The 12,870-nt window shown below is 67.3% G+C and carries 14 protein-coding genes and 1 pseudogene; 9 read left to right on the top strand and 6 right to left on the bottom strand.

The genetic code is table 11. The features are described 5' to 3' along the window. Window positions 1–142, top strand: a pseudogene (locus ACESK5_RS16725) (polyketide cyclase); the annotation flags it as partial. 1 nt (window position 143) lies between these two features. Beyond that, entirely contained in the window at window positions 144–953 is an 810-nt protein-coding gene (locus ACESK5_RS16720; protein WP_372912719.1) for a carbon-nitrogen family hydrolase, read from the top strand. Window positions 954–1,388: 435 nt separating this feature from the next. Here ACESK5_RS16720 and ACESK5_RS16715 read toward each other — a convergent pair whose 3' ends face one another. Then, entirely contained in the window at window positions 1,389–2,915 is a 1,527-nt protein-coding gene (locus ACESK5_RS16715) for an aldehyde dehydrogenase family protein (RefSeq protein WP_372912718.1), read from the bottom strand. Window positions 2,916–3,155: 240 nt separating this feature from the next. On the opposite strand from ACESK5_RS16715, the gene ACESK5_RS16710 reads away from it, so the two are divergent. Further along, complete coding sequence (locus ACESK5_RS16710) at window positions 3,156–3,872, top strand: helix-turn-helix domain-containing protein (RefSeq protein WP_372912717.1); 717 nt, start codon at window positions 3,156–3,158, stop codon at window positions 3,870–3,872. A 35-nt stretch (window positions 3,873–3,907) separates the two neighbouring features. Here ACESK5_RS16710 and ACESK5_RS16705 read toward each other — a convergent pair whose 3' ends face one another. Both ACESK5_RS16705 and ACESK5_RS16700 read right to left on the bottom strand, forming a co-directional pair. Further along, window positions 3,908–4,126: a hypothetical protein gene (locus ACESK5_RS16705; protein WP_372912716.1), complete on the bottom strand. Its 219-nt coding sequence runs from the start codon at window positions 4,124–4,126 to the stop codon at window positions 3,908–3,910. 249 nt (window positions 4,127–4,375) lie between these two features. Next, the gene (locus ACESK5_RS16700) at window positions 4,376–5,212 is read right to left on the bottom strand and encodes a proline dehydrogenase family protein (RefSeq protein WP_372912715.1); all 837 of its coding nucleotides are present in this window, start codon (window positions 5,210–5,212) and stop codon (window positions 4,376–4,378) included. Between the two features lie 187 nt (window positions 5,213–5,399). Between ACESK5_RS16700 and ACESK5_RS16695 the strand changes: the two genes are divergently transcribed. From ACESK5_RS16695 to ACESK5_RS16675, 5 genes are read left to right on the top strand one after another with little or no spacing between them, the layout of a single operon-like run. Beyond that, window positions 5,400–6,758, top strand: coding sequence for an ABC transporter substrate-binding protein (locus tag ACESK5_RS16695; protein ID WP_372912714.1), 1,359 nt, complete (start codon window positions 5,400–5,402; stop codon window positions 6,756–6,758). A 7-nt stretch (window positions 6,759–6,765) separates the two neighbouring features. Beyond that, window positions 6,766–7,707, top strand: a complete 942-nt coding sequence (locus ACESK5_RS16690; protein ID WP_372912713.1) for a branched-chain amino acid ABC transporter permease — start codon at window positions 6,766–6,768, stop codon at window positions 7,705–7,707. Window position 7,708: 1 nt separating this feature from the next. After that, a complete protein-coding gene (locus ACESK5_RS16685; RefSeq protein ID WP_372912712.1) occupies window positions 7,709–8,887 on the top strand; it encodes a branched-chain amino acid ABC transporter permease in 1,179 nt (392 codons plus the stop codon). Then, a complete protein-coding gene (locus ACESK5_RS16680; protein ID WP_372912711.1) occupies window positions 8,880–9,719 on the top strand; it encodes an ABC transporter ATP-binding protein in 840 nt (279 codons plus the stop codon). Before ACESK5_RS16685 ends, ACESK5_RS16680 begins: the two co-directional genes overlap by 8 nt. Then, entirely contained in the window at window positions 9,716–10,426 is a 711-nt protein-coding gene (locus ACESK5_RS16675; protein ID WP_372912710.1) for an ABC transporter ATP-binding protein, read from the top strand. Before ACESK5_RS16680 ends, ACESK5_RS16675 begins: the two co-directional genes overlap by 4 nt. Before the next feature lie 51 nt (window positions 10,427–10,477). On the opposite strand, the gene ACESK5_RS16670 is transcribed toward ACESK5_RS16675, so the two are convergent. Both ACESK5_RS16670 and ACESK5_RS16665 read right to left on the bottom strand, forming a co-directional pair. Then, entirely contained in the window at window positions 10,478–10,969 is a 492-nt protein-coding gene (locus ACESK5_RS16670) for a molybdopterin-dependent oxidoreductase (protein ID WP_372912709.1), read from the bottom strand. A gap of 123 nt (window positions 10,970–11,092) precedes the next feature. Further along, window positions 11,093–11,902 (bottom strand): hypothetical protein, encoded by an 810-nt coding sequence (locus tag ACESK5_RS16665; RefSeq protein ID WP_372912708.1) that lies wholly within the window; start codon window positions 11,900–11,902, stop codon window positions 11,093–11,095. Between the two features lie 146 nt (window positions 11,903–12,048). Between ACESK5_RS16665 and ACESK5_RS16660 the strand changes: the two genes are divergently transcribed. Next, entirely contained in the window at window positions 12,049–12,402 is a 354-nt protein-coding gene (locus ACESK5_RS16660) for a DUF4112 domain-containing protein (RefSeq protein ID WP_372912707.1), read from the top strand. 96 nt (window positions 12,403–12,498) lie between these two features. Here ACESK5_RS16660 and ACESK5_RS16655 read toward each other — a convergent pair whose 3' ends face one another. Next, on the bottom strand, window positions 12,499–12,870 hold the full coding sequence (locus tag ACESK5_RS16655; protein WP_372912706.1) for an Hsp20/alpha crystallin family protein: 372 nt from the start codon (window positions 12,868–12,870) through the stop codon (window positions 12,499–12,501).

Genomic DNA, 12,870 nt, shown 5'->3' with positions numbered 1-12,870 from the left:
CGACGGCCGATGTCGCCTCCACAACGAGTTCGTCGTCGACGGACGACTCCCGGGCGTCGAGCGGTTCTTCAAGAAGAACCTCGACCGCGAACTCGACAACCTCGAACAGGCGCTCCGACGCGATCTGGAACTGACCGCCTGAGATGCAACTCACGCTCGTCCAACTCGAACAACACGCCGGGGACGTCGACGGGAACCGTGACCGTGCGGTCGACGCCGTCGAGCGTGCGGCCGCGCGAGGGGCAGACCTCGTCGCCCTCCCCGAACTGTGGAACGTCGGGTACTTCGCGTTCGACTCGTACGCGCGCGAGGCCGAGAGCGTCGAAGGGCCGACGCTCACCGAACTGAGCGCCCTCGCCGAACGGCTCGACGTCGGCCTCCTCGCGGGGAGCATCGTCGAGGACCTCGCCGCGTCGGCCGAGGCGGGGGTCGACGTCCCCGCCGAGGAGGGGTTCGCCAACACCGCCGTCTTCTTCGACCGGGAGGGGAGACGGCGAGGTATCTACCGGAAGCACCACCTCTTCGGCTACGGCTCCGCGGAGACGCGACTGCTCACGCCCGGCGAACACCTCCCGACGGTCGACTTCGAGGGGTTCACGCTCGGCTTCACCACCTGTTACGACCTCCGCTTCCCCGAACTCTACCGCGAACTCACGGAGCAGGGCGCGACGCTCGTCCTCGTCCCGAGCGCGTGGCCCTACCCGCGGGTCGAACACTGGCAGACGCTCTCGCGCGCCCGGGCCATCGAGAACCTCTCGTACGTCGCGACGGTCAACGGCTCCGCGACGTTCGACGACGGGACGCTCCTCGGTCGGTCGACCGTCTACGACCCGTGGGGGACGACCCTCGCGAGCGCCGGTGACGACCCCGCGCTCGTCACCGCGGAGGTGACGCCAGACCAGGTAGCGCGCGTCCGAGACGAGTTCCCCGCGTGGGAGGACCGCCGGCAGTGAGGGCTCTCGCACCCACTCGTCCGCAGCACTCACAGCACCGGCCGCTGTCGGTGGGTTTAACTCGTTCCTCCTCATAGCGACTGATGCCAACGGACGACGCTTTTCTCGTCGAAGTTGGCACTCAACGAAACCGCCGCGCCACCGCCACAGTATCGGGGTCTACTGTGGCACTCCGACCCGGACCATCCGGCCACCTTCCCTGAGCCCGGCAGGGGACACGGCCTCGACTCGGGGTCATCCACCACTTCGCCGCACCTCCCGTTTTCGTCCCGCTGCCGTCGAACGCCGACGAGTGGCCTCTGTCTCCGTCGCCGGTCCGAACCCCCGAGCGAGTCGCGCGTACCGTACGGTCGACGTCGAGACGTGCGTCACACACCGTCGGCAGAAGAGAAGTTCGTCGTGTAGGTCGGGTCGGCGGCGGCCGAACTGACCGGGTCAGTCCTCGCGCGTCTTGATGTCCGCCGAGAGGCCCTGTGCCATCTGGATGTCCTTCGAGTTGTTGAGCGTCCACGCCGTGCGCTCGGTGACGGCCTCGATGACCTCCCGCGCCGAGGGGTAGCCGTTCCCGGACTTCTTCACGCCACCGAACGGCAACTGGACCTCTGCGCCGATGCAGGGGAGGTTCCCGTACGCCAGTCCGACCTCGGCGTTGTCGCGGTAGTAGTTGATCTGCCGGTAGTCCTCGGAGATGATGGCACCGGCGAGACCGTAGTCGGTGTCGTTGTGAATCTCGACGGCCTCCTCGATGTCACCGGAGTACTTCAGGAGGGCGACGTGCGGACCGAACACCTCCTCGTGGGTGCAACGGAGGTCCTCGTACGCGTCGGCCTCGTAGACGAACGGGCCGACCCAGTGGCCCTCGGCGTGTCCGTCGGGAATCTCCTCGGGGTCGAGTTCCGTCCGGTCGACGAGGACGTTCACGTCCTCTTTCTCGGCGAGTTCGTTGTACTTCGTGACCTTCTCGACGTGGGCGGCCTCGATGAGCGGTCCCATGAACGTGTCCTCGTTGAGGGGGTCGCCGACCGCAACCTCACTCGCGACGTCGACGAAGCGCTCCTTGAACTCGTCGTACACCTCCTCGTGGACGACGAGGCGCTCGGAGGAGACACAGCGCTGGCCCGTGGTCTTGAACGAACTCATCACCGCGGAGTGGACGGCCACGTCGAGGTCGGCCTTCTCGGTGATGACGATGCCGTTCTTCCCGCCCATCTCACACGCGGCGAGTTTCCCGGGTTCGCCGCCGACTTTCGAGGCCACCTCGTGCCCGACCTCTGCGCTCCCGGTGAACAGCACGGTGTCGACGCGGGGGTCGTCGACGATGGTCGCGCCGGCGTCGCCGAAGCCCTGGACCATGTTGAACACGCCGTCCGGGATGCCGGTGTCGTCGAACATCTCGGCGATGATCTGTGCGCACCACGGCGTCTGCTCGGCGGGCTTCCAGACGACGGTGTTCCCCTCGACGAGCGCGACTGCCATGTGCCAGAACGGGATGGCGACGGGGAAGTTCCAGGGGGTGATACAGCCGACCACGCCCCGGGGCTTGCGGCGCATGTAGGCGTCCTTGCTCGGAATCTCGCTCGGGACGACGTCGCCCTTCGGGTGGCGGGCGTCGCCGGCGGCCCACTCGACCATGTGGTACGCCTCGATGACGTCCGCCTTCCCCTCCGAAATCTCCTTGCCGCACTCCTTGGTGACGATTTCGCCCAGTTCGTCGGTCCGCTCGCGGAGTTCGTGGTATATCTCCCAGAGGTACTCCGCACGGTCGATGTGCGAGAGCGCGCGCCACTCCTCGAACGTCTCCTCGGCGGCCGAAAGCGCCGTGTCGACGTCGGTCTCGGTCCCCTGCCTGAACGTCGCGAGCGTCTCCCCCGTCGCGGGGTTCTCGCTCTCGAACGTCTCCGTCCCAGTGCCCTGGGTCCACTCGCCGTCGATGTAGTGTGCGTAGACGTCGTCTCCGGACATGGTGGGGAGAACGCGTATCGGTCATTAATATCCGCAACCGTCCATGGAAGGGTCCGGTCCCGGGCGCCGGTCGCTGTCGGCGTCCCGGCGCGGGGTACCCTTTCCCGTCTCGTCCCGTTCCGTTCCGTCTCGTCCCGTTCCACCTCTTCCTGTTTCGGTCGGGCGACGACGGTCCCGGCACCTCCTTCTGGTAAAGACTCGTATGGTAAGCCTCATCATAGCCGAACGTCAACGGCGGGTATGAGCAGCGAGACGGTCTCCGGAGGGACCCGGCTGACGCTGGACCTCTGGCACCCGAACTGCTGGGCGATCGAAGCGACGTCGGAGTGTCCCGGCGGTATCCTCGCCCACGCAATCTACGACGCCCCTGCCGCAGCGGGCGAGACGGTCAACGGTCTGTTCACCGCCTACGGCGACTCGGCCGACGAGGTGGAGATTCTCCTCGACCACATCCGCGACTCGCGACTCACCGGCGGCGTCCAGGAGTTGAAGGCGCGGTTCGGCCAGTCCGGTCGTGACATCGCGCCGGGCAACGCGGCCCGGGAGTTCTTCCTCGAGTACGACCCGAACGACATGATCTGTCCGAAACTCGTCCGGCAGGGGTTCGTCCACAGCGCCCCCTGCCGAATCGAGGACGGCCGCGAGTACTGGCAGGTCGTCTACGCGGGCGAGCGCGACCGTATCGAGCCCAAACTCGACGTCATCCGCGACGAGGAAGACGCCGACATCGACGTCGCCCGTATCGCCTCGTCGGGGTCGGCCCGGTCCGAGCGCGCCCGCCGCCTCGACACGCTCACGCCGAGTCAGCGCGAGGTGTTCGACCTCGCCCGTGAACGCGGCTACTACGAGTGGCCCCGGGGGACCTCGACGCGGGAGATGGCCGACGCACTCGGCGTCTCGAAGACCACCCTGCTGGAGCACCTGCGGAAGGCCGAGGCGAAACTGCTCGACCCCTGACCCTGACGCCGGGCCGGTCGCGCCGGGTCCCGCGATCAGGCCGTCGTGTCGTGGAGACGGCGGAACAGCGGGCGGAACACGACCCACAGGAGCGCCACCGCGGCGACGACGACTGCGGCCGCCAGGCCGACGCCGCGGAGTCCGAGACGGTGGAGCCCTACCGCGGCGAGAATCGTACTCAGGAGGTAGCCGCCGGCGGCGAGATACTTCGGAAGGTGCCGCCCGGTTCCCGCCGCGTCCATCGGGTCGACCATCGGCGGTTCACCGCGTCCCCGTTCGGTGTTCGGCGGGGTGGTATGTACAGCGCCGCCGGCCGAGGGGGCCCCTGCCGGTCGACGGTGAGGGAGGGCTGGTCATGGGGTTCGTCCGCCCCGTCTCGCGGCGGCGGGATGAATCCACCGCCCGCTCACACGTCGGTCGGTGTCGCGCTGCATGACGGTCCGCGGCAGTCAGACGGTCGGGTCCTCCGGGACCCGCTCGTCGCCTCGGGAGCCTCCCGGCGCTCAGTTGCCGACGACCGCCCGGAGCGCGAAGAGGGCGTTCTCCTTCCGCTCCCTGATGCGCCGGTAGAAGTACGAGAACCACTTCGACCCGTAGGGGATGTACTGCCAGACCTCGTACTCGTCGGCGAGGTCGAACTGCGTGCTCTCGCGCACGCCCATCAGCATCTGTATCTCGAAGTCGGTGCCGTGTTCCTCGTGGAGGTCACGTGCGTGGTCGATCATCTTCGGGTCGTGGCTCCCCACGGCGATACCGCCCTCGAACTCGCGGAACATGAGTTCGAGGTACTCCCTGTACGCACGGTCGACCTCGCTCTTCTTCTTGTACGCGATGTCCTTCGGTTCGTCGTACGCACCCTTGACGAGGCGGACCTTGCCGGGTAGCGGTGCCAGTCGCTCCAAGTCGTCGGCCGTCCGCTTGAGGTTCGCCTGGACGCACACCCCGACCATCCCGTCCGTCTCGCGAGTCAGGCGCTCGTAGGCGTCGAGCGTGACGTCGGTGGTGGTGTGGTCCTCCATGTCGACCCAGACGAACACGTCCCGGTCCGCGGCCCCGTCGACGATTCGCGCGAGGTTCTCCTCGAACACCTCGTCGCCGACGTCGAGTCCAATCTGTGAGGGTTTCACCGAGACGCACGCGTCGACGCCCGATTCGCCGATGGCCTCGACGAGCGCGACGTAGGCGTCGGCGTCGGCGTCCGCCGGCGGTCGCTCGTGGTAGTGTTCGCCGAGGAGGTTGAGGATGCCTTTCACGCCCTCCTCGTTCAGTTCCTGCACGTGTTCGAGCGCCGTCTCCGGGTCTTCCCCGGCGACGAAGTTGCTCGCGATGGGCGGAATCATACACTATCGTATCGAACGTTTCCCCTAAAGGGTGGACCCTACCATACTATCCACTCGGCTCGTGTGAGAATTAAATCACGAACGGGAACCGCCCGACGACGGGGAGAGCGCGTCGTGCCCCGGCCTCACCTACCATGGACGGTTTTATCTATAAGCGTGGGCTGTGGATAGCACGTGATAGTTCGTCATGAAACCGACTCGCATGCAGAACTGGACGCGCAGGGACCTCGTCAAACTCTCCGGCCTCGTCGGCCTCGCTAGCCTCGCCGGCTGTGCGGGAACCACCGAGGACGGAGGAAGCGAGGGGAGCGGTGATGGTGGCAGTGGAGACGGTGGCAGCGGAGACAGTGGCAGCGACGGTGGCTCCAGCGACGGTGGCTCGGAGGAGACCGAGACCGAAGCCGAGACCGAGAGCGGCGGTTCGGAGAGTGGCCCCTACACCATCGGGATGGTCGACTCGCTGACCGGGTCGCTGTCCGCCTTCGGTGAGCGCAACCAGCGCGGGAAAGACCTCGCGCTCCAGGCGGTCAACGAGGTAGGTATCGACGGCCGGGAACTGGCGATTACCGTCGAGGACTCCGAGAGTCAACCACAGGGTGGCGTCTCTGCAGCCCAGAAGCTGGTCAACCAGGACGAGGTGCCGTTCCTCATCGGTGCGGTGGGCTCCGGTGTCTCGCTCGCCATCTACGAGTCCGTCATCCAGGGGACCGACGTGGTCCAACTGAGTCAGAACTCCACGGGGCTGAGCCTCACCGACTTCCCCGGTCTCCTGCGGATGTCGCCGACGGGTCGCACGCAGTCCACCGCGCTGTCGAACATCATCTCCGAGGACGGCTACGACTCGGTCGCACTCACCTACGTCAACAACGACTACGGTCAGAGTCTGGCCGACGCCTTCGTCGACGCGTTCGAGGGCGACATCGCCTACAACAACCCACACGACCAGGAACAGCAGTCGTACTCCAGTGTGGTCTCCGAGATGAACAGCGCCGGCGCCGACGCGTGGCTGTTCATCACCTATCAGGCGGAGTTCGCGACGATGGTCAACGAGGCGTTCTCGTCCGGCTACGAGGCCCAGTTCTACGGTGCCGACTCGGTCTCCGGGGACAACGTCCTCGAGAACACCCCGGAGGGCAGCATCGACGGCATGAAAATCGTCGTGCCGTCGGCGCCCGTCGAGGAGGAGAACTACCAGCAGTTCGCCGCGGAGTTCGAGGAGGCCTACGGCGAGCAGCCGACCTCGTGGTCGGCCTACGCGTACGACTGTGTCATCAACGCCGCGCTGGCCATCCAGGCCGCCGACGAGTTCACCGGTGCGGCCCTGCAGGAGACGGTCCGCGAGGTGTCGCGTCCGGAGGGTGAACAGGCCACCTCCTTCGAAGCCGCGAGCCAGATTCTCGCAGACGGCGGCGGCCCGAGCGACGTCGACTACCAGGGCGTCAGCGGCCCCATCGATTTCAACGAGGACGGCGACCCCGTGGGCTTCCTGCAGATTCAGACGGTCCAAGACCACGAGTACGTCGGCACCGGCTTCATCGAGTCCTGACCGGGCAATGGTGCTCGACTACCTGGCAAGCGGTCTCGTGTTCAGTAGCATCATCGTCCTGGGGAGCATCGGGCTCTCGCTGATCTACAGCATCGCGAACTTCGCGAACTTCGCCCACGGCGACACGATGACCGTCGGCGCCTACGCCGCGCTCGTGACGTTCGGGGCGACCGGCGGGCTCGGAGCCGGTATCCTGGGCCTGCCGCTGGGGTTCTTCGTCGCGCTGGTGGTCGGTATCGTCGCGGCGGCCGTCGTCGCCGTCCTCACGGAGAAGGTAGTCTACGACGGCATGGACGCCGGTTCCATCGAACTGCTCATCACGTCCATCGGGATCGCCTTCGTCTACCGGGCCCTCATCCAGATGGGCTTCGGCGCGGACTTCACGCGCTACGACGTCCAGACGCTGCGCCCCATCGAGGCGCTGTTGCCCTACGGCATCCGCGTCACGCAGCACGACGTGGCCATCGTCGTCACGGCGTTCGTCCTCGTCGGAGGGCTGCACACGCTGCTCCAGTACAGCGACCTCGGGCGCAAGATGCGGGCGATGGCGGACAACCCCGACCTCGCGCGCGTCAGCGGCATCCGGACCGACCGCGTGAAACTCTGGACGTGGATCATCGGCGCCGGCCTCGCCGGCTCCGGTGGTGTGTTCCTCGGGCTGTACAACCAGCTCTCGCCGCGCATGGGGTTCAACCTCCTCTTGCTCATCTTCGCCGCGGTCATCCTCGGCGGCATCGGCTCCGTCTACGGGGCGATGCTCGGCGGCTTCCTCATCGGGATGATAAACCAGTTGACGCCCGTGCTGGGACAGCTGGGCGAACTTCTGCCGCTCGTCCCGGACACGTTCGCCATCCCCATCGGCATCGAGTACGCGAACGCCATCGCGTTCGTCATCATGGTCGCAGTCCTGCTCGTCAGACCTCGCGGTATCGCCGGGGAGGGGACCTGAGATGAGTGTCCTCAGCGACCCACGGGGGTACTGGGCGGACCTCACGACCCCCGAACGGGGCGTCGTCGCCGCCATCACTGCCTTCGCCGCGTTGCTCGTCCTCGGCCTGCTGACCGGGGTACTCGCCCCGGCGTACTTCCTGTACCTGGTCGGTCTCGCCGGTATGTACGCGCTGCTCTCGTTCGGGCTGAACTCCCAGTGGGGGTTCACCGGACTCATCAACTTCAGCGTGGCCGCGTTCTTCGGCCTCGGGGCGTACGGGACTGCGCTGATGAGCGCGAGTTCGTCGCCCGTGGCGGGGCAGTTCCTGCCCATCGTCGGACTGGTCGTGGCGCTCGTGCTGGCCGCCGTGCTGGCCATCGCCATCGGCATCCCGACGCTGCGCCTGCGAGCGGACTACCTCGCCATCGCCTCGCTCGGCCTCGCCGAGGTAGTCAGACTCATCGTCCTCAACGAGCGCGAGGTGACGAACGGCAGCGCCGGCGTCCGGGGCATCCCCACGTTCTTCGAGGGGTGGCCGGTGCTCGAGACCCTGCCGCAGCAACTGCCGGGCATCTTCATCCAGCCGCTCCCCGGGACGCGACTCGTCTTCGAGGAACCGTTCTGGAGCGCGCTTTTGAACGTGGTCGTCGTCGTCACGTTCGTCGGTGCGAGTTACGTCATCCTCAGGCGAGCACACCGCTCGCCGTGGGGGCGGGTCCTCCGGACGATTCGGGGCGACGAGGACCTGGCGCGCGCGCTCGGCAAGCACACCTACCGGTACAAGATGCAGTCGTTCGTGCTCGGGAGCCTCATCATGGCGCTGGCCGGCGTGTTCTACGCGCATCTGAACCTCTACGTCAGCCCGAGTGACCTCGACCCGGTGACGACCTTCTACGTCTGGGTCGCCGTCATCCTCGGCGGCAGCGGGTCGAACCGCGGCGCGCTGTTCGGGGGCATCGTCATCGTCACCATCCGCGAGGGGACCCGCTTCCTCAACAGCTTCGAGTGGATTCCCGTCGACGTGGCGCCGCTGCGCATCCTGCTCATCGGCGTTCTCATCGTGCTGTTGATGCGCTACCGGCCGCAGGGGATTCTCCCGCCACAGCGAGAGCTCATCTGGCCGAGCGTCGTCGACGAGGCGCCGGACCAGCCGACATCCGGCGTCCGCGAAGCTAGGATGGGAGGGAACGATGACTGACGCCGAGACGACAGCCGTCGACCGTGAGGCGTCCACGGACACCGGCCACTCGGTCGACGGGGACGACCGCGACCTCGTGCTCGAGGTCGACGGCCTCCGGAAGTCCTTCGGGGCGCTGACCGCGACCGACGACGCGACGTTCTCCGTCGAGCGGGGCACCATCACGGGCCTCATCGGACCGAACGGCGCCGGGAAGTCGACCCTGTTCAACCTCGTCTCGGGCTTCTACACGCCCGACGCCGGGTCGGTCAGGGTCAACGGCGTCGACGTGACCGGCATGGAGCCCTACGAGGTGTCCGACTACGGCCTCATCCGGACGTTCCAGACCCCCCGAAAGCTGGAGGGGATGACGGTTCGAGAAGCGATGCTCGTCGGACCGCGAAACCAGCCCGGCGAGTCGTTCCGGAACCTGTTTCTCAACCCGAGCGCCGTCGAAGAACGTGAGCGGGCGAACCTCGAGCAGGCAGAACGCATCCTCGAAGAGTTCGAGATCGACCACCTCGCGACCCAGCCGGCGACCAAGATTTCGGGGGGTCAGATGAAGCTGGTCGAACTGGCTCGCGCGATGCTGGCCGAACCCGAACTGCTGTTGCTCGACGAGCCAGCCGCCGGGGTGAACCCGACGCTGCGGAACAAACTCGCCGAGCAGATCCGTCGACTCAACGAGCAGGGGACGACGTTCCTGCTCATCGAACACGACATGGACTTCGTGATGAAGCTCGCGGACCCGGTCATCGTCCTCGACCAGGGGAGCGTCCTGATGGAGGGCACCCCGGAACAGGTCCAGACGGACGACCGCGTCATCGACGCCTACCTCGGAGGGACCGCATGAGCGAGCACGTTCTCGAACTGACGAACGTCGACAGCGGCTACGGCGAGGTGCAGGTCCTCGACGACCTCTCGTTACACCTCGACGACGGGGAAATCGTCTGTCTCATCGGACCTAACGGTGCCGGGAAGTCGACCGTGCTGAAGACCGCCTTCGGGATGTTGACGCCGTGGGAGGGATCCGTCACGTACCACGGCGACGAGATCGGGGGGATGGCCCCCGAAGACATCGTCCGAGAGGGAATCGGCTTCGTCCCCCAGACCGACAACGTGTTCGGGTCGCTGACCATCGACGAGAACCTGCGGATGGGTGGCGTCGCCCGGTCGTCGGGACTCGACGACGTCATCAGCCGCCTCTACGAGCGATTCCCGCTCCTCGACGAGAAGCGGGCGGCGAACGCTCGGACACTCTCGGGGGGACAGCGACAGGTGCTCGCCTTCGCCCGTGCCCTGGTGATGGAACCCGACGTGTTGCTCATCGACGAGCCGTCCGCCGGGCTGGCACCCAACACGGCCGACGAGGTGTTCGGCCACGTGACGGCCGTCAACGAACTCGACACGGCGATTCTCATGGTGGAACAGAACGCCAAGAAGGGGCTCGGCATCTCCGACCGCGGATACGTCCTCGACCAGGGGACCGTCGCCTACGAGGACGTGGCTGGCGAACTCCTCGACAATCCCGAGGTGTCCCGGCTCTACCTCGGGGGCTGAGCCGTCCGGGGGCGGCGGCCCGTTCGAGTACCTCGCACTCTCCGCTCTCCCTCACTCCAGTCGCGAGAGCGCGAGTTCTCGGGCCGTGTCGGCGGGTTCGGTCGCGTGCAGTTCGATTCGGGCCACCCACTTGACGCTCTCCCAGCAGTCGCCCCCGTCAGCGGGGACCAGTCGCGCCGGCCCGCCGTGTTCGACCGGGAGCGGTTCGCCGTCGAGTTCGAGCGCGAGGAGCGCGCCGTCGAGGGCGTCAAGCGGGTAGCCGCACGCGTACTCGCCGTCCATCGCGTGGACCAGCGCGAACGCCGCCTCCGCGTCGGGACCGGCGCGGTCCAGCAGGTCGGTCACGCGCACCCCCCGCCAGGTCAGGTCGGTCGCGGTCCAGCCCTCGACGCAAGAGAAGTCGCCCGTCGCACTCACCAGTTCCATCGCCCGGAGGTCGTCGTGAGACAGCGAGAGGGGACGGTCGACGCGGCCGTCGACCGTCAGCCGCCACCCGTCCGTCTCGACAGCCTCGGGGACCTCGCGCGTCTCCAGTCCGCTCATGACCGACGGTACTGCCCGGGTGGCTAAATAGGCAGTCCCGAACGGAACGCCGGTGACGGCCGGGTCGGTGACGACGTGGTGGCCAGGTGGACGATACAGTCGTCTCCCGGGGTTCCGTCCCGCTCACGACAACCCCGTCTCGAGCCGTCGCGACCCCGTCCCCCACTCGACGAGGAGTGGCTCGGTCCGACCCCGGTCGGTCTCGACCGAGGGTTCGGCGGTTTCCGTGACGCGCTGGCCGACGGGAACCACGAACGAGACCACGTCGTACGCGTCGTGCGCCGCGGTGTTGCGGACCACTGCGTGGAACGTCCCGTCACGGTCGCCCGTGTTCTCCACGTCGAACTGGACGACGACGTCGTCACCGTCCCTCCGGGTCACGCCGTGGACCGTGAAGACCGGTTCCCGGCCGAGCTGGTCACCGATGGCTGACGGGAGCGACCAGAGGACAGAGTCGGGGAGCCCCCGGACCCACGCGATGCCCACCCCGTCGACCGTCTGGGCGGGTGCCGGGGCGGCGACGGTCAGTTCGCCGCGGTCATCCGCACGAACCGCGGTGGACCTGCCCGCGGCAGGCCGTCCATCCAGGAACGCGCGGAACTGGGGACCGAGGGTCGCGTCGGGGAGGGTGTGTGGCACGTCGACGACGACGAACTGGGTCCCCCGGTGCATCGCCACTGGACTCGTGTGCTGGTCGACGACCACCGCCTTCCGGACCCGTGGGTTCTCGACAGTCACGTCACCACCCGGCACCGACACCGACTCGCCGACCGATCGGCGGACGAGCGCGTACGCGTCGTCGCCGCCGTCACCGCTCCGCTCGGTCGTCGTGGGGGTCCCCGTCTGAGTCCCTTCGCCACCGTCTGATCGGTCGAGACACCCGCCGAGCCCGGACGCGAGGAGTGCGAGGACCGCACGTCGTGACGACCACATAGACGTTCGAACACCGTGGCGGTTCATCAACGTCCGGGAGGGACAAACGGTCGGTTGAGCCACGGAGGCGGACGGGAAGGAGTGGTTAGCTGTCTCTCCGAGACGACCGGCGCCAGACCCTTATCCGGGGGTTGCGTGGGAGGGGTATGACAGATACTCCGGTCCCCCCGGGACTCCGTCGTGCGCGTCGCGTCGCGACGCTCCTCGACGACGCCGTCACGCTCCCGGTGGTGAACGTGAGAGTCGGCCTCGACTCGCTCGTCGGCCTGCTCCCGCTGTCGGGCGACCTCGCCGCGGGGGTCCTCTCGCTGTACATCGTCCTCGAGGCGGTCCGCAGCGGCGTGCCCCGCACCGTCGTCGCCCGGATGCTGTTGAACATCGTCGTCGACACCGTCGTCGGGTCGGTACCCGTCGTCGGCGACCTCTTCGACGTCGTCTGGAAGGCCAACCGGCGGAACGTGCGGCTCTTCGAACGGGCCGTCGGCGTCGAAGAGAGCTGAGGCGACCGATACAAGAGAGCCACACGGGGCGCGGAGACGTCGCTGTCGGTCCACGTCGGCCGAAAGAAGCAGGCGACACTGCGAGGCGTGTGACCGTTACGCCTCGATTTCGATGCGCTTGCCGGTGACCGTCGCTCCCGTCTCGACCGGGAGCCGGACTTCGAGGATGCCGTTGGTGTACGACGCGGTGATGTCGTCGTCGTCGACCGTCTTGGGGACGCGGAACCGTCGGTGGTACGTCTTCCGCGTGCCCCGCTCGGCGTCTTCGTGTTCGGCGGCGACGTTGAGGACGCCCTCGTTCCACGTGACGTCGATTTCGGCGGGGTCGAAGCCCGGCATCTCGACGGTCAACACGAACTCGTCGTCCGCCTCGTACAGTTCGAAGTCGTTACCGCCTGTCTCGAACAGTCGGCTCGGGAAGTCGAGACCCTGCATCCACGAGTTGGCTGGACTCATGGGCAGTGCCAT

It is taken from the genome of Salinigranum sp. (assembly GCF_041641895.1).
GTDB lineage: Archaea > Halobacteriota > Halobacteria > Halobacteriales > Haloferacaceae > Salinigranum.
This window is presented reverse-complemented; position numbering and strand designations above follow the sequence as displayed.